This window comes from Geodermatophilus sp. SYSU D00867 (genome assembly GCF_054050315.1).
The window spans coordinates 71,909-95,084 of sequence record NZ_JBJGZC010000010.1; the positions used below are offsets into that span (position 1 = coordinate 71,909).

The 23,176-nt window shown below is 77.4% G+C and carries 29 protein-coding genes, 1 pseudogene and 1 riboswitch; of the genes and pseudogenes, 15 read left to right on the forward strand and 15 right to left on the reverse strand.

Annotation, left to right across the window (positions count from 1 at the left end; all coding sequences use genetic code 11):
- The first annotated feature begins 91 nt into the window (after positions 1-91).
- Entirely contained in the window at positions 92-2,116 is a 2,025-nt protein-coding gene (locus ACI8AK_RS11295) for a SpoIIE family protein phosphatase (RefSeq protein ID WP_456956299.1), read from the forward strand.
- Positions 2,117-2,184: 68 nt separating this feature from the next.
- On the opposite strand, the gene ACI8AK_RS11300 is transcribed toward ACI8AK_RS11295, so the two are convergent.
- Positions 2,185-2,610, reverse strand: coding sequence for an ATP-binding protein (locus tag ACI8AK_RS11300; RefSeq protein ID WP_387991349.1), 426 nt, complete (start codon positions 2,608-2,610; stop codon positions 2,185-2,187).
- 393 nt (positions 2,611-3,003) lie between these two features.
- Between ACI8AK_RS11300 and ACI8AK_RS11305 the strand changes: the two are divergent.
- Positions 3,004-3,222: pseudogene (locus ACI8AK_RS11305) on the forward strand (solute carrier family 23 protein); the annotation flags it as partial.
- A 106-nt stretch (positions 3,223-3,328) separates the two neighbouring features.
- Here ACI8AK_RS11305 and ACI8AK_RS11310 read toward each other — a convergent pair.
- The 5 genes from ACI8AK_RS11310 to ACI8AK_RS11330 are packed head-to-tail and all read right to left on the reverse strand — an operon-like array spanning position 3,329 to position 7,404.
- On the reverse strand, positions 3,329-3,910 hold the full coding sequence (locus ACI8AK_RS11310; RefSeq protein ID WP_456956301.1) for a thiamine phosphate synthase: 582 nt from the start codon (positions 3,908-3,910) through the stop codon (positions 3,329-3,331).
- The gene (locus ACI8AK_RS11315; RefSeq protein ID WP_456902097.1) at positions 3,907-4,761 is read right to left on the reverse strand and encodes a thiazole synthase; all 855 of its coding nucleotides are present in this window, start codon (positions 4,759-4,761) and stop codon (positions 3,907-3,909) included. Before ACI8AK_RS11315 ends, ACI8AK_RS11310 begins: the two co-directional genes overlap by 4 nt.
- Positions 4,762-4,962 (reverse strand): sulfur carrier protein ThiS, encoded by a 201-nt coding sequence (thiS, locus tag ACI8AK_RS11320; protein WP_387991343.1) that lies wholly within the window; start codon positions 4,960-4,962, stop codon positions 4,762-4,764. It abuts the gene before it with no gap.
- A gap of 1 nt (position 4,963) precedes the next feature.
- Positions 4,964-6,076, reverse strand: coding sequence for a glycine oxidase ThiO (gene thiO, locus ACI8AK_RS11325; RefSeq protein WP_387991340.1), 1,113 nt, complete (start codon positions 6,074-6,076; stop codon positions 4,964-4,966).
- A complete protein-coding gene (locus tag ACI8AK_RS11330; RefSeq protein ID WP_456956303.1) occupies positions 6,073-7,404 on the reverse strand; it encodes a purine-cytosine permease family protein in 1,332 nt (443 codons plus the stop codon). The genes thiO and ACI8AK_RS11330 overlap by 4 nt, the downstream gene beginning before the upstream one ends.
- Positions 7,405-7,538: 134 nt before the next feature.
- Between ACI8AK_RS11330 and ACI8AK_RS11335 the strand changes: the two genes are divergently transcribed.
- The 8 genes from ACI8AK_RS11335 (at position 7,539) to ACI8AK_RS11370 (ending at position 13,124) form a co-directional block, all read left to right on the forward strand.
- Positions 7,539-8,120 (forward strand): thiaminase II/PqqC family protein, encoded by a 582-nt coding sequence (locus ACI8AK_RS11335; RefSeq protein ID WP_387991335.1) that lies wholly within the window; start codon positions 7,539-7,541, stop codon positions 8,118-8,120.
- Positions 8,117-8,752 carry a TenA family protein gene (locus ACI8AK_RS11340; protein WP_387991332.1) on the forward strand — a complete coding sequence of 212 codons (636 nt, stop codon included), beginning with the start codon at positions 8,117-8,119 and terminating at the stop codon, positions 8,750-8,752. Before ACI8AK_RS11335 ends, ACI8AK_RS11340 begins: the two co-directional genes overlap by 4 nt.
- A riboswitch (TPP riboswitch) is annotated at positions 8,745-8,841 on the forward strand. It overlaps the preceding gene by 8 nt.
- Positions 8,834-9,619 carry a hydroxyethylthiazole kinase gene (gene thiM, locus ACI8AK_RS11345; protein ID WP_387991330.1) on the forward strand — a complete coding sequence of 262 codons (786 nt, stop codon included), beginning with the start codon at positions 8,834-8,836 and terminating at the stop codon, positions 9,617-9,619. It overlaps the preceding riboswitch by 8 nt.
- Positions 9,616-10,251: a thiamine phosphate synthase gene (thiE, locus tag ACI8AK_RS11350; protein WP_456956304.1), complete on the forward strand. Its 636-nt coding sequence runs from the start codon at positions 9,616-9,618 to the stop codon at positions 10,249-10,251. The genes thiM and thiE overlap by 4 nt, the downstream gene beginning before the upstream one ends.
- Positions 10,248-11,078 carry a bifunctional hydroxymethylpyrimidine kinase/phosphomethylpyrimidine kinase gene (thiD, locus tag ACI8AK_RS11355; protein ID WP_456956306.1) on the forward strand — a complete coding sequence of 277 codons (831 nt, stop codon included), beginning with the start codon at positions 10,248-10,250 and terminating at the stop codon, positions 11,076-11,078. The genes thiE and thiD overlap by 4 nt, the downstream gene beginning before the upstream one ends.
- A gap of 49 nt (positions 11,079-11,127) precedes the next feature.
- Complete coding sequence (locus tag ACI8AK_RS11360; protein ID WP_387991321.1) at positions 11,128-12,129, forward strand: GNAT family N-acetyltransferase; 1,002 nt, start codon at positions 11,128-11,130, stop codon at positions 12,127-12,129.
- Between the two features lie 31 nt (positions 12,130-12,160).
- Positions 12,161-12,796 (forward strand): class I SAM-dependent methyltransferase, encoded by a 636-nt coding sequence (locus tag ACI8AK_RS11365; protein WP_456949968.1) that lies wholly within the window; start codon positions 12,161-12,163, stop codon positions 12,794-12,796.
- 157 nt (positions 12,797-12,953) lie between these two features.
- Positions 12,954-13,124 carry a hypothetical protein gene (locus ACI8AK_RS11370; protein ID WP_456949969.1) on the forward strand — a complete coding sequence of 57 codons (171 nt, stop codon included), beginning with the start codon at positions 12,954-12,956 and terminating at the stop codon, positions 13,122-13,124.
- 14 nt (positions 13,125-13,138) lie between these two features.
- Here ACI8AK_RS11370 and ACI8AK_RS11375 read toward each other — a convergent pair whose 3' ends face one another.
- From ACI8AK_RS11375 to ACI8AK_RS11385, 3 genes are all read right to left on the reverse strand, one after another.
- Positions 13,139-14,431 carry an Nramp family divalent metal transporter gene (locus ACI8AK_RS11375; RefSeq protein ID WP_456902091.1) on the reverse strand — a complete coding sequence of 431 codons (1,293 nt, stop codon included), beginning with the start codon at positions 14,429-14,431 and terminating at the stop codon, positions 13,139-13,141.
- A 112-nt stretch (positions 14,432-14,543) separates the two neighbouring features.
- On the reverse strand, positions 14,544-15,269 hold the full coding sequence (locus tag ACI8AK_RS11380; protein WP_456956308.1) for a Mut7-C RNAse domain-containing protein: 726 nt from the start codon (positions 15,267-15,269) through the stop codon (positions 14,544-14,546).
- 227 nt (positions 15,270-15,496) lie between these two features.
- Positions 15,497-16,957, reverse strand: a complete 1,461-nt coding sequence (locus tag ACI8AK_RS11385; protein WP_387991309.1) for an aminotransferase class I/II-fold pyridoxal phosphate-dependent enzyme — start codon at positions 16,955-16,957, stop codon at positions 15,497-15,499.
- 120 nt (positions 16,958-17,077) lie between these two features.
- Between ACI8AK_RS11385 and ACI8AK_RS11390 the strand changes: the two genes are divergently transcribed.
- The 3 genes from ACI8AK_RS11390 (at position 17,078) to ACI8AK_RS11400 (ending at position 19,067) form a co-directional block, all read left to right on the forward strand.
- Positions 17,078-17,590, forward strand: coding sequence for a VOC family protein (locus tag ACI8AK_RS11390; protein ID WP_456956310.1), 513 nt, complete (start codon positions 17,078-17,080; stop codon positions 17,588-17,590).
- A gap of 75 nt (positions 17,591-17,665) precedes the next feature.
- Positions 17,666-18,469, forward strand: a complete 804-nt coding sequence (locus ACI8AK_RS11395; RefSeq protein ID WP_456902089.1) for an SDR family NAD(P)-dependent oxidoreductase — start codon at positions 17,666-17,668, stop codon at positions 18,467-18,469.
- A 22-nt stretch (positions 18,470-18,491) separates the two neighbouring features.
- Positions 18,492-19,067, forward strand: a complete 576-nt coding sequence (locus ACI8AK_RS11400; RefSeq protein ID WP_387991301.1) for a GNAT family N-acetyltransferase — start codon at positions 18,492-18,494, stop codon at positions 19,065-19,067.
- Here the strand turns inward: ACI8AK_RS11400 and ACI8AK_RS11405 are convergent.
- The gene (locus tag ACI8AK_RS11405) at positions 19,051-19,485 is read right to left on the reverse strand and encodes a rhodanese-like domain-containing protein (RefSeq protein ID WP_387991298.1); all 435 of its coding nucleotides are present in this window, start codon (positions 19,483-19,485) and stop codon (positions 19,051-19,053) included. The genes ACI8AK_RS11400 and ACI8AK_RS11405 overlap by 17 nt on opposite strands.
- A gap of 148 nt (positions 19,486-19,633) precedes the next feature.
- Here ACI8AK_RS11405 and ACI8AK_RS11410 point away from each other — a divergent pair, with 148 nt between their 5' ends.
- Both ACI8AK_RS11410 and ACI8AK_RS11415 read left to right on the forward strand, forming a co-directional pair.
- Entirely contained in the window at positions 19,634-20,284 is a 651-nt protein-coding gene (locus ACI8AK_RS11410; RefSeq protein ID WP_456956312.1) for a GntR family transcriptional regulator, read from the forward strand.
- A complete protein-coding gene (locus ACI8AK_RS11415; protein ID WP_456902087.1) occupies positions 20,268-21,290 on the forward strand; it encodes a 1-aminocyclopropane-1-carboxylate deaminase in 1,023 nt (340 codons plus the stop codon). The genes ACI8AK_RS11410 and ACI8AK_RS11415 overlap by 17 nt, the downstream gene beginning before the upstream one ends.
- Here the strand turns inward: ACI8AK_RS11415 and ACI8AK_RS11420 are convergent.
- From ACI8AK_RS11420 to ACI8AK_RS11440, 5 genes are all read right to left on the reverse strand, one after another.
- A complete protein-coding gene (locus ACI8AK_RS11420; protein ID WP_456902086.1) occupies positions 21,262-21,459 on the reverse strand; it encodes a hypothetical protein in 198 nt (65 codons plus the stop codon). The genes ACI8AK_RS11415 and ACI8AK_RS11420 overlap by 29 nt on opposite strands.
- A 72-nt stretch (positions 21,460-21,531) precedes the next feature.
- Positions 21,532-21,828 (reverse strand): DUF1622 domain-containing protein, encoded by a 297-nt coding sequence (locus tag ACI8AK_RS11425; protein WP_456956314.1) that lies wholly within the window; start codon positions 21,826-21,828, stop codon positions 21,532-21,534.
- Complete coding sequence (locus ACI8AK_RS11430; protein ID WP_456956316.1) at positions 21,825-22,223, reverse strand: DUF1622 domain-containing protein; 399 nt, start codon at positions 22,221-22,223, stop codon at positions 21,825-21,827. The genes ACI8AK_RS11425 and ACI8AK_RS11430 overlap by 4 nt, the downstream gene beginning before the upstream one ends.
- A gap of 31 nt (positions 22,224-22,254) precedes the next feature.
- On the reverse strand, positions 22,255-22,953 hold the full coding sequence (locus tag ACI8AK_RS11435) for a serine aminopeptidase domain-containing protein (protein ID WP_387991281.1): 699 nt from the start codon (positions 22,951-22,953) through the stop codon (positions 22,255-22,257).
- Entirely contained in the window at positions 22,950-23,156 is a 207-nt protein-coding gene (locus ACI8AK_RS11440) for a hypothetical protein (protein WP_387991279.1), read from the reverse strand. Before ACI8AK_RS11440 ends, ACI8AK_RS11435 begins: the two co-directional genes overlap by 4 nt.
- Between the last annotated feature and the right edge of the window lie 20 nt (positions 23,157-23,176).

Here is a 23,176-nt window from a genome sequence, read left to right on the forward strand (position 1 = left end):
CACCGCTCCCGCACCGAATGGACTCCCGCTTCCCGTGACCGTCCCCGAGCAGCGTCCGGGGCCATCGGGAGCGACAGACCGCCCGCTGTCCGTGCTGCCCGACGACCCCGACTTCGCCCGGCTGCGCTTCGAGCTGGCCATCGACGCCGCCGGCATCGGCAGCTTCGACTGGGACCTCGAGACCGGCCGGCTCGCCTGGGACGACCAGCTGGTGGCGATCTTCGGCCTCGAGGCCGACGGCTTCGGCGGGACGATCGAGTCCTTCGCCGAGCGCCTGCACCCCGACGACCGGGACCGCACCCTCGCCGCGCTGCAGGAGGCGATCGACACCGTCGGCGCCTACGACGCCGAGTTCCGCGTCGTGCTGCCCTCCGGGGGGACCCGGTGGGTGCAGGGCCGCGGCCGCGCGCTGGCCGACGACCGCGGGCGGGCGGTGCGGCTGCTCGGCGCCGGCATCGACACCACCGACCGGCACGAGGGCGACGCCCGGGTGTCCCGGGTCCTCGAGACGATGCGGTCGGCGTTCTTCGCCCTCGACCGCGAGTGGCGCTTCACCTACGTCAACGCCGAGGCCGAGCGGGTGCTGCACCGCGGCCGCGACGAGCTCCTCGGCGGGGACATCTGGGAGCTGTTCCCCGCCGCCGTCGGCAGCGACTTCGAGGTCAACTACCGGGCGGCCATGGAGGGTGGCGAGGAGCGGGTCTTCGAGGCCTACTACCCGCCGCCACTGGACGCCTGGTACGAGGTCCGTGCCTGGCCCGGTCCCGACGGGCTGTCGGTCTACTTCCTCGACGTCACCGAGCGCCGCGCCGCCGAGCAGCGGGCCCGGGACAGCGCCGCCCGGCTGTCGCTGGTCGCCGAGGTCAGCGCGCTCATGTCGGCGTGGCTGGGCTCCGGCGGCGCCGAGGAGCCGGCGCTGCAGCGGGTCGCCGAGGCCGTCGTCCCCGTGCTCGGCGACTGGGCGATCCTCACGCTGTCCGCCGGCGATGACGGCCGGATGCGCGACGTGGCGAGCTGGCACCGCGACCCGGCGCTGCGGGCGGCCGCGTCGGCCTACGCCGACCTGCGGCTGGCGTCGATCCCCCCCGATGCGCCCGTGCTGCGGGCGCTGCACTCCGGCCGGCTGCTCACCGTCGACGACGTCCCGGCGGCCATCCGCCCCACGCTGCCCGAGGGCGAGGTGCGCGAGGTCTTCGACGCGCTCGCCCCGCGGACGGCGGTCACCCTGCCGCTGCTGGCCCGCGGGCGCACGCTCGGCGCGCTGAGCGTCTACCGCGGCGCCGACCGGCCGGCCGCCAGCGCCGAGGAGGTCGCCGCCGCCCGCGAGGTCGCCGACCGCGTCGCCCTGGCGCTGGACAACGCCCGGCTGTTCGACCAGCAGCGGCGGCTGGCCGAGGCCCTGCAGCGCAGCATGCTCACCGCGCCGCCGCAGCCCGACCACGCCGAGATCGTCGTCCGCTACCAGCCGGCGGTGGAGGCCGCCCAGGTCGGCGGCGACTGGTACGACGCGTTCCTCCAGCCCGACGGGGCGACCGTGCTGGTCATCGGCGACGTCGTCGGGCACGACACCGAGGCCGCGGCGACGATGGGCCAGCTGCGCGGCATGCTGCGCGGCATCGCCTACCGCGGCGACGTCCCGCCCGACGCCGTCCTGGCCGAGCTCGACGCCGCCGTCGACGCGCTGGGCATGCGGACGATGGCCACCGCGGTGGTCGCCCGCGTCGAGCAGACACCGGAGCAGCGCGCCGCCGGGACGACGACGCTGCGCTGGTCCAACGCCGGGCACCCGCCGCCGCTGCTGCTCACCCCCGACGGCGAGGTGCACACCCTGGGCACCGAGCGCGGCCAGCTCATGCTCGGCGTCGACCCGGGCGCCCGGCGCAGCTCGGCCGCGGTGGAGGTCCCCCGCGGTTCGACGCTGCTGCTCTACACCGACGGGCTGGTCGAGGGCCGCGACCTGCTGCTCGACGACGGGATCGGCCTGCTGGGGACCGCGCTGGCCCGCCTCGCCGACCTCCCGCTCGAGCGGCTCGGCGACGCGCTGGTCGCCCGGCTGCGCCCGGAGGGCCTCCAGGACGACGTCGCCCTGGTCGCCATGCGCCTGCACCCCCAGTAGGAGGACCCTCCTGCCCCCACCGCTCGCAGGCCCGCGGCGGGCCCCTGCAGGAGGGCCGTTCCGTCACCTCACCGGGGAGGGAGCACCGCCCAGACGGTCTTGGTGCCGTCGTCCGCGTACCAGCCGTGCGCCGTCGACAGCTCGGCGATGAGGTAGAGCCCCAGGCCGCCCTCGGAGGGGTCGCGGTCGACCGCCGGGGTGGGCGGGGTGCCGGCGGCGCCGTCGGACACCGCGACCAGGAAGGCGTCCCCGGTGTGGCGCACCACCGCCTCGACCGCGCCGCCGCCGTGGCGCAGCGCGTTGGAGGCCATCTCGTCGAGCACGAGGACCAGCCGGTCGCGCACGTCCGGGGAGCCGGGCGCGACGTGCGACCGCCGCAGCTCGTCGCGCACCCGGGGCAGCTCGGCGACGTCGGACAGCTCCCAGGACAGGCCGTCCCCGGCGGGCGGGGGTGACGCCGACGGCCAGGCAGGACCGGCCGTTCCGCGTGTCACCCCGTGCGCTCCTCGTGTCGGCGCCCGGTCGTGGACGCGAAGTCGAACACCTGCGTATGGCTCGCGCGACGGTCCCGTAAACCCGGCTGCGACCAGCGTCACAGGCGCGGAGTGCGGAACGGCACCGCCACGTCGCCGACACGGCTCCGGAACACGGGGCCGGGAGTCCCCCCGGCGTACCGACGAACCCGGCCGAGGAGCACCCGGATGGCCCTCCCCTCCCTGGGGGGGGGGCCCCCCCCCCCCCCCCCCCCCCCCCCCCCCCCCCCCCCCCCCCCCCCCCCCCCCGGCCCCCCCCCCCCCCCCCCCCCCCCCGCGCAGGACCCCACCGACCCCGACGGCCGGCCGCCGTGGAACGTCGCCGTCCCGCTGGGACTGCAGCACGTCCTGGCCATGTCCACCTCGAACCTGGCGCTGGTGCTGGTCGGCCTCTCGCTGCTGCCGCAGGTCGCCGGCGTCCTCGCCGCCATCCCGCCCGCGGTGCTCGGCGGCGGGGTGCTCGTCCTGTTCGGCATGGTCTGCGCGATCGGCGTCCAGATGCTGGCCAGGGACGGCCTGGACACCCGCTCGCTGCTCGTGGTCGCGCTGTCGCTCGCGCTCGGCCGCGGCATCGCCTCGGTGCCGGGGCGCTGGACCGGGTCACCGGGCAGTGGGCGCGCTGTTCGACTCGGGCATCGTCGTCGGGGCCGTCGGTGCTCCCCGGCCGGCCGGGGGCACGTCAGGCGGCGGCGAGCGCGGCGCAGTAGGCGGCGACGACGGCGGGGTCGCGCATCACCGGCCCCATCACCGCCACGCCGCACGCCCCGGCGGCGAGGCAGCCCGCCACGTCGCCGGGGCGCACGCCGCCCAGCGCCAGCACCGGCGGGGCGCCGGGGGCCAGCGCCGCGAGGCCGGCGGTGCCCAGCGCCGGCCCGTAGCCGGGCTTGGAGGCGGTGGGCGCGACGGGGGACAGGGTCACCCAGTCGCAGCCCTCGGCCGCCGCCCGCCTGAGCTCCGCCGCCGAGTGGCAGGAGCGGCCCAGCAGCGGCGGGCGGGCGGCGGGGACCGGGTCGGCGGCGGACAGGTGCACCGCCACCCCCGCCGGCGCCCCGGTCGCGCCGCCCCACACGAGCAGCCCGCCCACCGGGTCGAGCACCGCCCGCAGCTCGCGGGCCAGCTCCGCCCGCTCGGGCAGTGGCAGGTCCTTGTCCCGCAGCAGCACCGCCCGGGCACCGGCCGCCACGGCGTCCGCGACCACCTCGGGGAGCGGGCCGCGCGCCTGCGTCCGGTCGGTGACGACGAGCAGGCGGGGGACGGTCACAGCGCGGGCAGCCCCTCGAACGGCGTCGACGCCTCGGCGTGCCAGCGGCGCGGGATGCGCCCGGCCAGCTTCGCCAGCCGGCCGGCCTCCACCGCCTGCCGCATCGCCAGCGCCATCCGCTCGGGGTCGCGGGCGCGGGTGACCGCGGTGGCCAGCAGCACCGCGTCGCAGCCCAGCTCCATGGCCAGCGCGGCGTCCGAGGCGGTGCCGATGCCGGCGTCGAGGACCAGCGGCACGTCGACGGCCTCCCGCAGCAGCGCGATGGCGTGCGGGTTGCGGATGCCCAGGCCGCTGCCGATCGGCGAGCCCAGCGGCATGACCGCGGCGCAGCCGGCGTCGGCCAGGCGGCGGCCCAGCACCGGGTCGTCGGTCGTGTAGGCGAGCACGGTGAAGCCCTCGGCGACCAGCTGCTCGGCGGCGTCCAGCAGCTCGACGGCGTCGGGGAGCAGGGTGACGTCGTCGCCGATGACCTCGAGCTTCACCCAGTCGGTGCCGAACGCCTCGCGGCCCAGCCGGGCGGTGCGCACCGCCTCGCGGGCGGTCCTGCAGCCGGCGGTGTTGGGCAGCAGCCGGACGCCGGCCCGGTCGAGCACCTGCACCATCGAGCCGGCCGCCCCTCCTGCCCCGGCGACCGCCTCGACCCGCCGCAGCGCCACGGTCACGACCTGGGTGCCCGAGGCGCGCACCGCGGCCTCGAGCGCCTCCAGGCTGGGCACCCCGCCGGTGCCGAGCAGCAGCCGGGAGCCGAACGTCTCACCGCCCAGCTCGAACGGGTCGGCGGCGTCGTCCGGGCCCCCGTGCAGGGTCCCGCCGCGAGCCTGCGAGTGGTGCGGGGGAAGGGGGTCCTTCACTCATCCTCCTGCGGTCGGGGCGAGCACCTCGACGGCGTCGCCGGGGGCCAGCCGGGTCGCCGCCCAGCTGCTGCGGGGCACGACGTCGCCGTTGCGGGCGACGGCCACGCGGTCGTGACCCGCGGCGCGCTGGGCCACGAGGTCGGCCACGGTGGCGTCGTCGGCCAGGTCGGCCGGGGCGCCGTTGACGGTCAGCTGCACGTCAGTCCCTCCGGAAGCGGTCGGCGGTGAACGGGGCAGCCACCGCGGGCAGGGCGCCGGTGACCAGCAGCTCGGCGGTGGCCTCGGCGGTCACCGGGGTGAGCAGGACGCCGTTGCGGTGGTGCCCGGTGGCCAGCACCAGCCCGGGCAGCGACGACGGGCCGAGCAGCGGCGCGTTGTCCGGCGTCCCCGGCCGCCAGCGGGCCAGCGTCTCGGTGAGCTCCAGCTCCGAGACCTCCGGGACGACGTCGATCGCGTCGTGCAGCAGGTCGTGCACGCCGCCGGCGGTGACCCGGGCGTCGAACCCGCGGTCCTCGCTGGTGGCGCCCACGACCAGCCGGTCGCCGGCGTAGGGGACGAGGTAGACGGGCCGGCCGCGGACCAGGGCGCGCACGGTGCCCTCGAGCAGCCCGGCCGCGCCGGCCAGCCGCAGGACCTGGCCCTTGACCGGGCGGACCGGCAGCGGCGGGACGCCCGGGACCTGCCCGCTGCGCGCGCCGAGCGCGAGCACCGTGGCGCCGGCGGCCAGCAGGTCCCCCGTCGCCAGCCGCAGGCCGGCCGCCCGTCCGCCGTCGACGACGACCGCCGCCACCCGGTCGCGCAGCAGGGTCACCCCGGCCGACGCCGCCGCGGCCAGCAGCGCGGCGTGCACCGCCCGCCCGTCCACCGAGTGGTCGCCCTCGACCAGCAGCCCGCCGCGCACGCGGGTCGCCAGCGCCGGCTCGCGGCGGCGGGCCTCGCGCGGGGTCAGCCGCCGCGCGGCCAGGCCGAGCTCGTCCTGGAAGGCGTGCAGCGCGTCGAGCTCGCGGACGTCGTCCTCGTCGAACCCGACCACCAGCGTGCCGGCGGTGCGCAGCCCGACCGGCGTCCCGGCGGCGGCCTCGAGCTCCGCGGCGAACGCCGGCCAGCGGGCGAGGGAGTCCAGGCCCAGCCGCAGCAGCGGCTCCTCGCGGTAGCCGGCCTCGGTGACCGGCGCGAGCATCCCGGCCGCCGCGGCGGAGGCGCCGGTGCCCGGGGCGTCGTCGACGACGGTCACCGACAGCCCGCGGCGGGCGGCCCGCCAGGCCACCGCGAGCCCGACCAGGCCGCCTCCCGCGACGGCGACGTCGGTCACCGCCGGCGGCCCACCAGGACGAGCGGCGCGGTGAGGACGACGGCCACGGCGAGCCCGACCAGCGACGCCGACCAGCCGTTGGCCGGGTCGATGCCGAGGTCGGCCTGCCGCGCGCTCCACCACGCCGTCCAGCCCGCCCCCGGGCCGGGGAAGTACGTGGGCAGGGTCAGCTGGTAGGCGACGAACCCCGCGGCCCACGGCAGCAGGAACAGCGGCCGGGCGGGCGCGGTGTCGGAGGTGTCCCAGCGCCCGCGCGGGGTGAGCCAGTAGGCCACGATCAGCACCCCGGCCAGCGGCACGAACACCGCGCCGATGAGGAAGAGGAACGGCTCGTAGGCGGCGACGTCGAAGGTCAGCGCGAGCAGCGTCGCGACCGCACCCACGGCGACGGCGAGCACCCGCCGGTCCAGCCGCGCGACGACGTTCTGCGCCGACACCGCCGTCGAGTAGAGGTTGGCGAACGCCTCGTCGAGCTCGACCGCGACCAGCACGAGCACCGCGACGGCGCCCAGCGGGACGGCCAGCAGCGCGCCGATGACGTCGATGCCCGCGCTGCCGTAGGCGGCCAGCGCCAGCACGCCGAGGGTGAACATGACGACGGTGGCGGCGCCGTAGCCCACCGCCGACCCGACACCGGCGGCGCGGGCGCTGCGGGCGTGGCGGGTGTAGTCGGCGGCCAGCGGCAGCCAGGACACCGGCAGCGCGATGACGATGTCCGCGGCGGTCCAGAACGACGTCGCCCCGCCGCCCTCCAGCGGCGGCAGCGGCTCGGCCAGCACCTGGACGAACAGGTAGGCGACGGCGGCCAGCGCGGCCCAGACGGCGTACCGGGCGAGCACCCGCACGACACCGAGGGGCCGCAGCGCCATCGCGGTGGCCAGCACCCCGGCGGCGACGACGAACGGCCAGCGCGGCGCGTCCAGCACCCGAGCGGCGGCCTCGGCGATGACCACGATCTCGAACGTCGCCCAGCCGACGCACTGCACGAGGTTGAACGCCGTCGGCAGCCAGGAGGTGCGCCGGCCGAGCAGCCCGCGCAGCAACACCATCCCGGGCACGCCCTCCCGCGCGCCGGCGGCAGCCACCAGCCCGAGCAGCGCCGACCCGAGCACCGCGCCGACGACGACCGCGGCGAGCGTGACCGCCAGCGACCGCCCCGGCAGGACGACGAACACCGCCGCCACCGGCAGCAGCAGGCTGACGCCGAGGTTCGCCCACAGGCCGAGGTTGGCGGCCGGGCCCAGCGTGCGCGGCGGCGCCTGGTCGAGGGTCAGGGGTGCGTCCGAGGTACGGACAGCGTCGGTACGGACAGGGTCCGAGGTGCTCACGGCCGCTCCCTACGCCGGCATTACCCGGTCAGGTTCCAGCGGTCGGCGGCGCGCTCAGCCGCCCTCTCAGCCCGGTTGCCCCGAGCTCCCGCACATGGCGGCGCCACCATAGCCACCCCGTAGGGTCGGGCGCCGTGCCGGTCGCCGACCTGCTCGTCCGCCACGCCGACGCCTGGGGCCGAGCCACCCGCCACCCGTTCCTCGACGCCGTCCGCGACGGCACGCTGCCACCCGCCGCCTTCGACACCTGGCTGGTGCAGGACGCGTACTTCGTCGCCGACCTGCTGCGCTTCCAGGCGCGGCTGCTCGCCCGGGCGCCCCGCGCGGCGCAGGGGGTGCTCGCCGCCGGTTGCGTCGCGCTGGTCGCGGAGCTGGACTGGTTCGGCGAGCAGGCCACCGCCCGCGGGCTGGACCTCGACGCCCCGCAGCTGCCGGCCACCATCGCCTACGGGGACCTGCTGTACCGGCTCGACGCCGCCGACCTGCCCACCGCGCTCACCGCGCTGTGGACCGTCGAGCGGACCTACCTCGACGCGTGGTCGGCCGCCCGGCCCGGCGCGGAGCCGTACCGGGAGTTCGTCGAGCACTGGACGGCGCCGGGCTTCGCCGAGTACGTGGCCGGGCTGGAGGCGGTGGCCGGCGGGGCGCCCGACTCCGTCTTCCTCGAGGTGGTCGCGGCGGAGACCGCGTTCTGGCAGATGGCGCTGGACGCGTGACCCTCGCGGCGGACCTCTGGGCGGGCAGCGCCGACCTCGCCGCCGCCGCGCGGGAGCACCCGTTCGTCACCGGGATCGCCGACGGCACGCTGCCGCGCGAGCGGTTCGCCGGGTACGTCGCCCAGGACGCGTTCTTCCTCGAGGCCTTCGCCCGCGCGTACGCGCTCGGGGTGGCGCACAGCCGCGACCGGGCGACGCTGGAGTCCTTCGCCGACCTGCTGGCCGGCGTCCGCGAGGAGCTGCGGCTGCACGACGGCTACGCCGCCCGCTGGGGCATCGACCTGGCCGCCGTGCGGCCCGCCCCGGCGACGCTCGCCTACACCGAGTTCCTGCTGGCCACGGCCGCGCTCGGCGACGTCGGCGAGGTGGCTGCGGCGATGACGCCGTGCATGCGGCTCTACGCGCACCTCGGCCAGGCGCTGGTTCCACGTGCAACAGGGCCGTACCGGGAGTGGGTCGACACCTACGCCGACCCCGGCTTCGAGGAGCTCGCCGCCACGCTCGAGGCGCTGCTGGACCGGCTGGCCGCCGGCACCCCGGCCGTGCGCCGGGCCTACCGGCGGGCGATGGAGCTCGAGGTGGCCTTCTTCGACAGCGCCTGGCGGCCCGGGGGTAGCGTCGGCGGGCAGTGACTCGGGGTGTCCGCCGTCCGGCGGGCTGAGAACACACCCGTCGAACCTGTCCAGGTCATGCTGGCGAAGGGATGTCACGGCGTGGATGCCGCTGCTCTGACCGCTGCCCGTCAGGCCCTGACGGGCGCCGCACCGCTGGTGCACTGCCTGACCAACACCGTCGTGCAGACGCTGACGGCGAACGCGCTGCTCGCCGTCGGCGCGGCCCCGGCGATGGTCGACGAGCCGCTGGAGGCCGAGGGCTTCGCCGCGGTGGCCTCGGCGGTGCTGGTGAACGTCGGCACCGTCAACCAGCGCACCGCGCAGGCGATGCGGCTGGCCGCCCGCTCGGCCGCGGCCGCCGGCACGCCGTGGGTGCTCGACCCGGTCGCCGTCGGCGCGCTGCCCTACCGCACCGAGCTCGCCGCCGAGCTGCTGGAGGCGCGCCCGGCCGTCGTCCGCGGCAACGCTTCCGAGGTCATGGCGCTGGCCGGCGCCGGGACCGGCGGCCGCGGCGTCGACTCCACGAACGAGGCCGACGAGGCGCTCGACGCCGCCGTCGCGCTGGCCGGGCGCACCGGGGGAGTGGTCGCCGTCAGCGGCGAGGTCGACGTCGTCACCGACGGGACCCGCACCGTCCGGGTGGGCGGCGGCTCGGTGCTGCTCACCCGCACCACCGGCGCCGGCTGCGCGCTGGGCGCGGTGGTCGCCGCCTACGTCGCGGCGACCGGCGACCCGCTGACCGGCGCGGTCGCCGGGCACGCGCACGTGGCGCTCGCCGCCGAGGCCGCGGCCGCCGTCGCCGGCGGGCCGGGGACCTTCGCGCCGCTGTGGCTCGACGCGCTCGACGCGGTCACCGACCTGTCCGCCGCGCGGGTGGACCCGTGAGGCCGGCGTTCGACCCCACGCTCTACCTGGTCACCGACACGGCGCTGGCCGGGCCCCGGAGCGTGCCCGACGTCGTCCGGGCGGCGGTGGCCGGCGGGGTGACCGCGGTGCAGGTCCGGGACAAGACGGCGTCGTGCCGGCAGCTGTACGCGCTGACGCTGTCGGTCAAGGAGGTCCTGGCCGGCACGGGCGTGGCGCTGTTCGTCAACGACGACGTCGAGGTCGCGCTGATGGCCGGCGCCGACGGCGTGCACGTCGGGCAGGACGACACGCCGGCCGCCGAGGTCCGCGCGCGGATCGGCCCCGACCGGCTGCTCGGGCTCTCGGCCGGGTCCGACGAGGAGCTCGCCGTCGCGCTGGCGCTGCCGCCGGGGACCGTCGACGTCGTCGGCATCGGGCCGGTGTGGTCCACCCCCACCAAGCCGGACGCGGGCACCGGCCTGGGGCCGGAGCGGGTGGCGGCGCTGGCGGCGGAGGCGGCGGCCGGCGGGCTGCGGTCGGTGGCGATCGGCGGCATCGACGTCGAGCGGGCGCCGCTGGTCACCGGCGTCGACGGGATCTGCGTCGTCTCGGCGGTGTGCGCCGCGCCCGACCCGGCCGCCGCGGCGCGGGCCCTGCGGGCGGCCCGGTGACCGGCCGGGCGGGGGTGCCCGTGGCGCTGACCGTCGCCGGCAGCGACCCCAGCGGCGGCGCCGGCATCCAGGCCGACCTCAAGACGTTCAGCGCGCTCGGCGTCTACGGCACCGCCGTCCTCACCGCGCTGACCGCGCAGAACACCCGCGGCGTCACCGGCGTGCACCCCGTGCCCGGCGCGTTCGTGGGCGAGCAGGTCCGCACCCTGCTCGACGACGTGACCGTGCACGCGGCCAAGACCGGCATGCTCGGCACCGCCGACGTCGTCCGGGCGGTCGCCGCGGCCCTGGCCGGTCGCGCCGCCGGGCCGCTCGTCGTCGACCCGGTCATGGTCGCCACCAGCGGCGACCGGCTGGTCGACGACGACGCGATCGCCGCCGTCCGCACGGAGCTGCTGCCGGTGGCCGAGCTGGTCACCCCGAACGTGCCCGAGGCGGCCGCGCTGCTGGACACCGCGCCCGCGACCTCGGTCGACGAGCTCGCCGCCCAGGCGGAGGCGCTGCTGGAGCTCGGGCCCGGCGCGGTGCTGGCCAAGGGCGGGCACCTCGGCGGGGCGGAGAGCGTCGACGTCCTGGCCACCGCCGACGGCGTCGTCGTCACCCGGCGGCCGCGGGTCGACACCACCGCCACCCACGGCACCGGCTGCACGCTGTCCTCGGCGATCGCGGCGCTGGTGGCCCGCGGCGTCGGCGGGCCGGGGCGCTGGGAGCCGGTGGTCGAGCAGGCCCGCGACTTCCTGCAGCGGGCGCTGCAGGCGGGGGAGTCGCTGGGCATCGGCTCCGGCCACGGCCCGGTGCACCACTTCGCCGGTACCTGGCCCGCCTGAGCCCCGCCGCCCGCGGGAATCCCGTTGCGCCCCCCGATAGGACGGACGGGTGGAGATCGTGCGGACCGGCCCCGACGACGCCCGGTTCGCCGCCTGGTGCGGGGTCTGGGCGGCGGCGCAGCGCGCCGACCGTCCCGGCGAGGCCCCGCGGCCGGCGAGCGACCACGTCGCGCTGGGCCGGCGGCTGACCACCCCGGGCGGCGCGCTGCGGGGCACCCACCGGGCCGCGGTCGCCGACGGCGCCGTCGTCGGCGCCCTGCGCCTGCTGCTGCCGGTGCGCGACAACACCTCGGTGGCGTACGTCGACGTCGCCGTGCATCCCGCCGCCCGCCGGCGCGGCGTCGGCACCGCGCTGCTGGCGGAGGCGGCGCGGCTGGCCGCGGCGGCCGGGCGCTCGTCGCTGGTGGCCGAGGTCGACGAGCCCGGGCCGGGCACGGCCGGCCGCGCCTTCGCGCAGGCGCACGGGTGGACCTGCGGCCTGCAGGAGACCCGCCGCGACCTGCTGCTGCCCGTGGACGAGGACCGGCTGGCGGCCCTGGAGGCCGGGGCGGCCGCCGCGAGCGCCGGCTACGAGGTGCTCACCTGGCGGGACCGGACGCCGGACAGGCTGCTCGAGGACCGGGCGCTGCTCGGCCGCCGGATGTCGACGGACGCACCGAGCGGGGACGTGCCGGTCGGCGAGGAGGACTGGGACGCCGCCCGGGTCCGGGAGCAGGAGACCGTCGTCCTGGACCGCGGCCGCACCGTCCTGTCCGCCGGCGCGGTTCGGGACGGCCGGCTGGTCGCCTTCACCGAGCTGCACGTGCCGCTCGCGCAGCCCGAGCGCGCCCACCAAGGCGCCACCCTGGTCCTGCGCGAGCACCGCGGCCACCGCCTCGGCGCCCGCGTGAAGACCGCGGTCCTGCGCGAGCTCGCCGCGACGCTGCCCGAGGTCCGGCGGATCAGCACGTACAACTCCGACACCAACCGGCCGATGGTCGCAGTCAACGAGGCGCTCGGCTTCGTGCGCGCCGGCGGGCTGTCCACCTGGTCGACGCGCCTGCCCGCTTGACGCGGTCCCGGCGTCGCCGGGACCGTGCCGCATGGCGACCGATCGCCCCCGCCCCGTCTTCAGCCGCTGCTACGACCGGGTGAGCCGGCGCCTCGAGGAGGCCGGCATGGCCGACCTGCGCCGCGAGCTGCTCGCCGGGCTGACCGGCGTGGTGGTCGAGGTCGGGTGCGGCAACGGGCTGAACTTCCGCCACTACCCGCCGGCGGTCACCCGCGTCGTCGCGGTGGAGCCCGAGCCGCGGCTGCGGGCCGCGGCCGAGCGGGCGGCGGGGACGGCCGGTGTCGCCGTCGAGGTGCACGCCGGCACGGCCGACGCGCTGCCGCTGCCCGACGGCGCGGCCGATGCCGCGGTGCTGTGCCTGGTGCTGTGCAGCATCCGGGAGCGGGCGGGGGCGCTCGGCGAGCTGCGCCGGGTGCTGGGTGCCGGCGGGGAGCTGCGGTTCCTCGAGCACACCGTCGCCGAGGACCGGCGGCTGCGGCGGGTGCAGCGCCTGGTCGACGCCACCGTCTGGCCGCTGTTCGCGGGGGGCTGCCACACCGCCACCGACCAGGTCGCCGACATCGAGCGCGCAGGCTTCACGGTGCGGCGGGTGCGGCGCTTCGACTTCCCGCCCGCGCGCGTCCGCGTGCCGGCCAGCCCGCACGTGCTGGGGACGGCGGTCGCCTGATCAGTCCCCGCCGCGCGGGCCGGACAGCCGGTCCAGCCGGTAGCCGACGACGGCCAGGGCGTCCTCGACCGCCGACGACGTCCGGGCCACCGCCGACCTCGCCGCCGCCCGCTCCTGACCCGTCGCGCCTGACCGGACCCGCTGGTTGACTCGGCGGATGGTCTCGCCGATCCCAGAACCGGACCCGGTCATCGACCCGACGGAGCCGGTCCCCGACGACCCGGGCGAGCTGCTCCCCGACGCGCCGGAGCCCCTGCCGCCGGCGCCGGTCGAGCCGACGCCGGACGATCCCGGCGGTGACCCCGGCGGGGTCCCGGAACCCGCCTGAGGCCCGCGGCCGGCTCAGAGGACCAGGCCCACCAGCAGGTGGGCGTTGAGGCCGATGATCAGCAGGGCGACCACCGAACCCGCCACCGTGGTCACGCGCCGGTTCACCCAGCCGCCCATGAGGTCGCGGCGGCTGGTCAGCCACAGCAGCGGCACCAGCGCGAACGGGATCCCGAAGCTGAGCACGACCTGCGACCAGACCAGCGCGGTGGTGGGGTCGCCGCCGAGGACGAGCACGGCCAGCGCCGGGGCGAGGGTGACCAGCCGGCGGACGAGCACCGGGACGTGCCGCTTGAGGAACCCGGCCATCACGACCTGCCCGGCGTGCGTGCCGACCGAGGAGGAGGCGAACCCGCTGGCCAGCAGCGCGACGGCGAAGGCCAGCGCCGCGCCGGCGCCGAGCTGGTCGCCCAGGCCCGCGTGCACGCTCTCCAGCGACGCGATGCCGTCGTCGGCGGTGAACAGCTGCGCGGCGATGACCAGCATCGCCGCGTTGACCAGCCCGGCCAGCCCCATGGCCACCAGGACGTCGATCCGCTGGGCCCGCAGCAGCCGGCGCCGTCCCTGCTCGGTCCGGCCCGCGGTGACGACGTCGCCGTAGCGGCCCGGGGTCAGCGCGGAGTGCACGTAGATGACGTGCGGCATGACCGTGGCGCCGAGGATGCCCGCGGCCAGCACCAGGCTCTCCGGGCCGTCGAAGGAGGGCACCATGCCGCCGGCCAGCCCGCCGACGTCGATCCCCGACCCGACCAGCGTGTAGGCGAACCCGGCGCCGATGACCAGCAGCAGCCCGGTGATGACCCGCTCGAACGGCCGGTGCCCCCGCGACTGGGCGCCGAGCAGGACGAAGGCGACGACGGCGGTGATGACCCCGCCGATCGGCAGCGGCACGCCGAACAGCAGGTTCAGCGCCACCGCGCCGCCGACGATCTCGGCGAGGTCGGTGGCGATGGCGACCGCCTCGGCCTGCAGCCACAGCCCCCAGGTGACCGGCCTCGGCAGCCGCTCCCGGCAGTTGGTGGCGAGGTCGCGGCCGGTGGCCAGGCCCAGCTTGGCGGTGAGGCTCTGGATGAGCATCGCCATGAGGTTGGCCGCGACGATCACCCACAGCAGCGTGTAGCCGAACGAGGCGCCGCCGGAGAAGTTGGTGGCGAAGTTGCCCGGGTCGACGTAGGCGACGGCGGCGACGAAGGCCGGGCCGAGCAGCGGCCAGACGCGCCGGCGCCCGGTGGCGGCCGGCGGGGGCGTCCTGGGGGTGCCGACGAGCGTCGTCGGCAGGACGGCGGCCTCGGTCTTCGACAGGTACACGGGGGCCTCGCAGGGGACGGGACGGGGGTTCCTGCCCCCCGTTCTGCCCGCCCCGGGTGTCACGGTGGGGCCAGGACGTGGCCCCCGCGGGCCGAGGTGAGGCTGTCCTGGGTCAGCCGCCGGTGAGCCGCCGCGCGCGCTCGACGAGGGCGTCGATCCGGCGGGCGTGCGCTCCGCGCCAGTAGACGCGGCCGCAGCCCGGGCAGCGGGAGAAGTCGGTCGCGGTGCGCCGGGTGCCCGGCTCCAGCTCGCCGGCCACCGCGGCGGCGTCGACGGCGACCGGCACGCCGTTGCAGGCCGGGCAGCGGGTGAGCGGCGCGAGCGGCGGGCGGAAGCGGTCGAGGACGTCGGCGAGCTGCTCGTCGGGCGCCGCGCCGCGCACCCAGGCGCCCGCCGCCAGCGCGCGGCGCATGAGCAGCCCGCGGTCCTGGGTGAGCAGCACCCGGTCCTCGGCGACGGCGGCCGCGACCAGCTCGGCGTCGTCGGCGTCCGGGGCGCGGGCCTCCGGCGACCACGCGGCGTCCAGGCCCAGCAGCCGCATCCGCCGGGCCAGGGCGCCCAGCCCGACGTCGAGCAGGAAGCCCCCGGGCGGCACCGGCTGGGGCCGGGGGACGGGACGGACGACGACGGTCGCGCCCGGCGGCGGCCGCGCGTCCCGGGACAGGGGGACGCCGTCGACGAGCAGCTCGCCCACCTCGGTCAGCGGGACGCCGGCGGCCTGCACCAGGTGGCCCGCGGTCGCGTCGGGGTCGGCGGTGAGCACCCGCCGGCCCGACGCCCGGTCCCGCGCCGGCAGCAGCGGGCGCAGGGCGTCGTCGACCGCGACCGTGACCGTCACTCGGTGCTCATCCCGCCGCTCCGCGGCCCGTTCGCTCCGCTCCTCGCTCGCCGGCGCCCGCTGCGATGCTCACTCACTCGGTGCTCATCCCGCCGCTCCGCGGCCCGTTTGCTCCGCTCCTCGCTCGCCGGCGCTCGCTGCGATGCTCACTCACTCGGTGCTCATCCCGCCGCTCCGCGGCCCGTTCGCTCCGCTCCTCGCTCGCCGGCGCCCGCTGCGGCGCCCACTCACTCGATGACGACCCGCAGGCTCTTCATCGTCGGGTCGGCCGCGTCGGGGACGAGCATCCCGGCCTCGACCCCGCTGGTCAGGTAGTCCAGCGCCTCCTGGCTGACCCGCTCGCCCGGTGCGAGCACCGGCACGCCCGGCGGGTAGGGGCTGATCATCTCCGCGACGACGCGGCCGGCCGCCTCCGCGATCGGCACCTGCTCGACGCGGCCGAAGAAGGCGTCCCGCGGGGTCATGGCGTTCTCCAGCTCCAGGGCGCGCGGCTCGGGCAGGTCGACCCGCGGCGGGCGCTCCATCGAGCCCGCGCCGTCGACGAGCGCGCGCAGCGCCTCGACCAGCGTCGCCTCCGTCGCGTCGTCGTCGGCGTGGGTGAGGCGGGCGCTGATCCGGCAGGCGTCGGCCGAGCCGACGTCGACGTGCCGCTCGGCGCGCAGCCAGTCCCCGGCCTGGTAGCCGGTGATCCCCAGCTCCCGGACGTCGATCGTGAGCACCAGTGGGTCGAGGTCGAAGGCCATCCCGGGGCCGACGACCTCGCGGCCCATGAGGCGGAGGCCCGCCGTGCCCCGGACCGCCTCCGCGACCCGGCCGGCCCGCTCGATCGCCGCGCCCAGCAGCTCGTGGCCGTGCTCGACCATCTGCCGCCGCCAGCCGTCGAGGGTCAGGTAGACCAGCGCCGAGGAGCTCGTCGTCCCCAGCAGGTCCTCGCGCTGCTTGAGCACGTCGGGGTCCACCCGGTCGCCGCGGAGGTGGAAGACCGACGACTGCTCGACCGCCCCACCCATCTTGTGCACGCTCGTGACCACGACGTCGGCGCCGGCGTCCATGCCCCAGGCCGGCAGGTCGGGGTGGAAGGGCAGGTGGGCGCCCCACGCCTCGTCCACGATCAGCGGCAGGTCGCGCCCGTGCAGCACCTCGGCGACGCCGGCGACGTCGGCGCAGGTGCCCCAGTCGGTCGGGGTGATCAGCAGCATGCCCTTGGCCTCGGGGTGGGCGTCGAGCGCGCGCCGGACGTCCTCGGGCTCCGGCGGGTGGGCCAGCTGCCGCTCGGCGTCGAAGTGCGGGTGCACCCACACCGGCCGGATGCCGCTGATGATCAGCCCCGCGACCACCGACTTGTGCGCGTTGCGGCTGACCAGCATGGTCTCGCCCGGCCCGGCCACGGAGATCATCGCGCTCTTGACCGACAGCGAGCTGCCGCAGGTGGAGAAGAACGCCCGGTCGGCGTCGACGGCGTCGGCCATGAGGTCCTCGGCCTGGGTGACCACACCCTGCGACTCCCGCCGGTCGTCGAGCCCGTTGAGCGACAGGACGTCGCTGCGGAAGACGTCGGCACCGACGACCTCCAGCACCCGCGGGTCCACGCCGCGGCCCTGCTTGTGCCCCGGCGGGCCGTAGACGACGTCGCCGCGGCGGCGGAACTCCTGCAGGGCCTCGAGGACGGGTGCGCGTGAGTGGTCCATGCCGGGCCCCCTACCCCGTCGTCCCGCCGCGCAACTGCTTGAACGTTCATTGATCCCCGCGCACACTGGGTGCGCACCTCCGCGGAGGTGCACCCGTCCTCCCCGCACCAGGAGCCCGCGATGCCGGTCCAGCGCCTCAACCACGCCGTCCTCCACGTCCGCGACGTCGAGCGCAGCACCGCCTTCTACCGCGACGTGCTCGGCTTCCGGGTCAAGGCGGAGATCCCCGGCCGGGCGGTGTTCCTGCAGGCCGAGGCGTCGACCAACGACCACGACCTCGGCCTGTTCGCCGCCGGGGCCGGCGCCGGGCCGTCGCAGGCCGGCCGCTCGACCGTCGGGCTGTACCACCTGGCCTGGGAGGTGGACACGCTCGCCGAGCTGGCCCGGGTCCGCGACGCCCTGGCCGCCGCCGGGGCCCTGGTCGGCGCCTCCGACCACGCCACCACCAAGGCCCTCTACGCCCAGGACCCCGACGGCCTGGAGTTCGAGGTCTCCTGGCTGCTCCCCGCCGACCGGGTCACCGACGACGTCCGCGCGCAGGCCATGACGACCCGCCCGCTGGACCTCGACGCCGAGATCGCCCGCCACGGCGCCGACACCCCCGGCGGGATCGGGGTCTCCGTCGCGGTCTGAGCGGATGGGTCGGTCCCCGCCGGACCGGGCATGACCGGGGCGACCGCAGCCCGCGACCGACCCCCGGGAGTCCCCGTGACCCTGCCCACCGACCGCCCCCTCGCCCTCGTCACCGGAGCCTCCAGCGGCATCGGCCTGGAGCTGGCCAGACAGTTCGCCGAGAACGGCTTCGACCTGATCGTCGCGGCCGAGGACGACGAGCTGGACGCCGCCGCCGAGACGCTGCGCGGCCTGGGGGCGCACGTCTCGCCGGTCCGCGCCGACCTGTCGCGGTACGAGGGCTGCGAGCTGCTGGTGGCGGCCGTCCGCGGCGCCGGTCGTCCGCTGGCCGCCGCCGCGCTGAACGCCGGGGTCGGCGTCGGCGGGGCGTTCACCGACACCGACCTGTCGCGGGAGCTGGAGATCGTCGCGCTCAACTGCGGGTCGACGGTGCACGTCGGCAAGGCCGTCGCGCAGGACATGGCCGCCCGTGGTGAGGGCCGGATCCTCATCACCTCGTCGGTGGCCTCGCAGGCGCCCCAGCCCTTCCAGGCCGTCTACGGGGCCAGCAAGGCGTTCACCCAGCACCTGGCGCTGTCGCTGCGCGAGGAGCTGTCCGACCGCGGCGTCAGCGTGACCGCCCTGCTGCCCGGGCCCACCGACACCGAGTTCTTCGACCGCGGCGACCTCACCGACACCCGGCTGGGCGCCACCGACGCCAAGGACGACCCGGCGCAGGTCGCCCGGCAGGGCTTCGAGGGCCTGATGAAGGGCGAGGCGTCGGTGTTCGCCGGGTCGCTGGCCAGCAAGGCGATGGGCCGGCTGTCGGCGATCACGCCGGGCAACGTGGCGGCCAAGCTCAACCGGAAGATGGCCGAGCCGGGCTCCGGGGAGGACTGAGCCCTCCGGCACGATCGGGGGCGTGACCGACGTCGTCCCCGCCCCCGTCGAGGTGCCCGCCGGCCCGCTGCGCCTGCGCCCGTGGCGGGCCGGCGACGCCGGGACCGTCCACGCCGCCCTCACCGACCCGGCCACGACCGTGTGGAGCAACCCGGGCCGGGTGGCCACGCTCGAGGACGCGCGGATCTGGGTGGCCCGCCGCGCCGACTGGAGCAGCGGGCGGATCGCCGCCTGGGCCGTCGTCGACGCCGCCGGCGGCGAGCTGCTCGGCTCGGTCAACCTGCACTCGATCGACCTCGACCAGGGCGACGCCGAGGTGGGCTACTGGACGGTGCCGGCGGCGCGCGGCCGCGGGGTGGCCCCCCGCGCCGTCGACGCCGCGCTGCGCTGGGGCTTCGCCGCGCTGCCGGTCGACCGGGTCGAGCTGGTGCACGCGGTGGAGAACCCGGCGTCGGGCCGGGTGGCGGAGAAGGCCGGGTTCACCTTCGAGGGCCGGCTGCGCCGCTCGTTCCGCTACGGCGACGGCGTCAAGCACGACGAGCTGCTGTGGGCCCGCCTGGCCGACGACGACGTCCCCGACCTCAGCACCCGCAGCTGACCGGCGCGGTCAGCGGGTCGACGTCCGGGCGGGTGAGGCCGTCCGCGGTCTCGACCGGCAGCCCCTCCCGCGCCCAGTACTCGAAGCCGCCGATCATCTCCCGCACCCGGTAGCCGAGCAGCGCCAGCGCCAGCGCCGCGCGGGTGGCCCCGTTGCAGCCGGGGCCCCAGCAGTAGGTGACCACCGGGACGGACCGGTCCAGTTCGGCCTCCGCGCGCGCGGCGACCTCGCGGCCGGGCAGGTGGACGGCGCCGGGCACGTGCCCCTGGTCCCACGCCTCCCCGCTGCGGCTGTCCAGCAGCACGAAGCCCGGCTCACCCGAGCGCAGCGCGGCGTGGACGTCGGACACGTCGGTCTCCACGGTCAGCCGGCGGGCGAAGTGCGCAGCCGCGTCGGCGGGTTCGGTGTTCCAGTCCATGTCCGGGATCGTGCGGCCCGGCCCCCGCCCCGACGAGGCCCGCGCCTGCCACCGGGCGCCGGTTTCCCGCCTTCCGCGCGCGGAAGGCGCCCGGGGGTTGACGCCACGACATCTGACATCTGAGATGTCAGTTGTGACCGCTCCGCTCGTGCCCGTCGGACGGGTGCTGCTGCGCGACCAGGCGCTGGCCCGCATCCGGTCCGCGATCGTCAGCGGCGACCTCGCGCCCGGCGCCGTCGTCAAGGACACCGAGCTGGCCACCCGCCTCGGCCTGTCGGTGGCGCCGGTGCGTGCCGCGCTGGCCAAGCTCGTCGACGAGGGGCTGGTCGAGGCCAAGCCGCAGAGCCACACGCGGGTCACCCCGCTGCGGCCGCGGCAGGTGCACGACGCCGCCGTCGTCGTCCGGGCGATGCACGAGCTGGCCGCCCGGGAGGCGGCCAGCCGGGTGACCGGCGACGACGTCGCCGCGATGCGCGCGGCCAACGAGCGCTTCGCCGCGGCCGTGGACGCCGGGGACCTCGACGCGGCGCTGGCCGCCGACGACGAGCTGCACGGCGTGCTGCTCGACCGGGCCGGCAACACCGCGCTGACCGCGACCGTCGAGCGGCTCACCCCCGCCGTCCGCCGCCTGGAGCGGGCCCGGTTCGCCGCGGCGCACGGCCGCGGGTCCGTCGCCCTGCACGAGCGCCTGATCGCCGCCTGCGAGGCCGCCGACGTCGACGCCGCCGTCGCCACCACCACCGAGATCTGGACGGCCCTGCTGTCCGAACTGGAGGACCCCCATGACGACCCTCGCTGACTTCCCCCGCACCCCGCTGCTGTTCGGCCCCTCGCCGGTGCACCGGCTGGACCGGCTCACCGCGCACCTCGGCGGCGCCGGGGTCTGGGCCAAGCGGGAGGACTGCAACTCCGGCATCGCCTACGGCGGCAACAAGACCCGCAAGCTCGAGTACCTCGTCGCCGACGCGCTCGCCCGGGGCTGCGACACCCTCGTCTCGATCGGCGGCGTGCAGAGCAACCACACCCGGCAGGTGGCCGCCGTCGCCGCGCACGCCGGGCTGTCGTGCGTGCTGGTGCAGGAGAGCTGGGTCGACTGGCCCGACGCCGTGTACGACAAGGTCGGCAACATCCTGGTCAGCCGGCTCGCCGGGGCGGACGTGCGGCTGGTCAGGGCCGGGTTCGGCATCGGGTTCAAGGAGAGCTGGGAGGCCGCGCTCGCCGAGATCGAGGCGCGCGGCGGCAGGCCCTACGCCATCCCGGCCGGCGCCAGCGACCACCCGCTCGGCGGGCACGGGTTCGCCAACTGGGCGCTGGAGGTGGCGCAGCAGGAGGCCGAGCTCGGCGTCTTCTTCGACACCGTCGTCGTCTGCTCGGTCACCGGGTCCACGCAGGCCGGGATGGTCGCCGGGTTCGCGCTGCTCGAGGAGCAGGGCGGCCGGCCGCGGCGGGTGCTCGGCGTCGACGCCTCCGCCAAGCCCGCCGAGACCCGCGACCAGGTGCTGCGCATCGCCCAGCGGACGGCGCGGGCGATCGGCGTGCAGCGCGAGCTGACCCTCGACGACGTCGAGCTCGACGAGCGCTACCACGGCGGCGTCTACGGCATCCCCGACGCGGCGACGATCCGCGCCATGGAGACCGCCGCTCGCACCGAGGGCATGGTCACCGACCCCGTGTACGAGGGGAAGTCGATGGCCGCGCTGCTCGACCTGGTCGGCCGCCGCGAGATCGACCCGTCGTCGACCGTGCTCTACGCCCACCTCGGCGGCCAGCCCGCGCTCAACGGCTACAGCGCGCTGTTCTCCTGAGGAGACGGCGGCCGGTCCCCCAGGAGGCCGGCCGCCGATCCGGGGAGCCGGTCGCGGCCAGCTCGCCGGCCAGCTCCTCGACGCGGGCGAGGACGCCGGAGATCCCCACGTGGTCCTCGGCCATCTCGTCGAGCACCGGCTGCAGCTCCGGGAACCGCCGGGCCAGCACCGGGACGGCGCCGGCGTCCTCGCCGGTGTGGTGGGCGGTGCACGCGGCGCAGCCCGGCGCCGAGGGGATGGGTCATCGGGTCCTGTCCGGGGTCGTGCGGGACGGGGGCGGGGACAGGGCCCGGCCGCCCGCCCCCAGGCCCGCGCCGATCACCCGGCGCAGCGCGACGACGGCGGCCGCGGTGCCCACCGACGACCACGTCGGCTCGGTGGCCAGGCGCAGCAGCCCCGCCGCGAGCAGCAGGTCCAGGAACACCGCGAGGGCGAGGCGCGGGCGCCGGGTGCTCGCGAGCGCCACCACCCCCGCGACCAGGGCGAGCCCGCTGACGCCGAGGGCCAGCAGCCCGGGAACGGGGCCGAGCGAGGTCACACCCCGCGCCCGCGGTGCTCCGCCGACGCCGGGTCGGGCGCCGGCGCACCGGTCTCCTCGGCCACCTGCCGCCGCTCCTCGGCGATCTCCTTCGACAGGAACCAGTTCAGCGCCGTGCGGATCGCCGCGACCGCCGCCAGCTGCCCGAGCTCGCGGAAGCTCGGCGCGACCGCCGTCCGCAGCACGTCGCTGGCCAGCTGGAACTCCAGGCCCAGGGCGAGGAACCGGCCCAGGGTGAGACGGACCGGCACGAAGGCCGACGACCCGCCGCGGCGCAGCCCCACCCACAGGAAGCGGGCGAAGGCCCACAGCGCGCCGACGACGATGACCACGGCCCCGCACGCCTCGACGACGGCGACCATGACGCCGACGACGTCGGCCAGCACTTCCTCCACCGGCGGCCCCTACCCGGTGCCGCCGCGGGTCTCACAGCGGGACGGCGAGCCCCTCCCCGTCCGGGGCGCCCAGCGCGTCCTCCAGGTCGGCGCGCCACGGGGCCAGACCGGCCCCGGCCAGGACGACGTCGCGGACCAGCGCGTGCCACCGGCCGACCCGGCGCACCATGCCGTGCCCCCCGGGCAGGGTGAACCGCGCGACCCGCGCGCCGGCCCGGTGCGCGCGCACGGCGAAGTCCGCCGACAGCCGCGCCGGCACCCAGCGGTCGCCGCGGCCGTGGGCGAGGACGACGGTGCGGCCGCGCAGGTGGCCGACCGGCTCCCCCGGCGGCGTCCACGGCGCGAGCCCGCAGACCGCGGTCACCGACGGGTCGTCGCCGGCGCGCAGCACCGCCCGGCCGCCCATCGAGTGCCCCACCAGCACCACCGGGACGTCGCCGTGCCGCTCACGCACGCGGTCCAGCGCCCAGCGGACGTCGGCGTGCGCGTCGGCGGCGGCTCCGTTCCAGCCCGCCACGCGGTAGCGGACCAGGTAGGTCTCCACGCCCCGCCCGGCCGCGGCGCGGGACACCGCCTCCTGGATCGCCCGCATCCGCACCAGGGACAGCGCGCGCTCCCGCGGCGGCTCGATGCTGGCCACCGTGCCCCCGTGCGCGAAGACGGCGACCGCGCGGGTGGGCGCGGTCGCCGGCAGGTGGTCGAGTGCCGGGACCCGCTCCGCGGTGGTCACCGGCGCCGTCGGCCACCGCCGCGCAGCCGCGCCCGCGCCCGGTCGCCGAGGTCGCCGGCCCGCAGCAGCCCGCGGCTGAGCTGGGTCGGCCCGGTCCGCCGCTCGAGGGCGAGCCCGGCACGCCGGAGCAGCCCGGTGCCCAGCGGGACGAGGACGGTCACGATGAACCAGACCCGCAGCCGGCGGGTGAGGAGCAGCCACATGTCCGGCCCCTTCCCGGTGC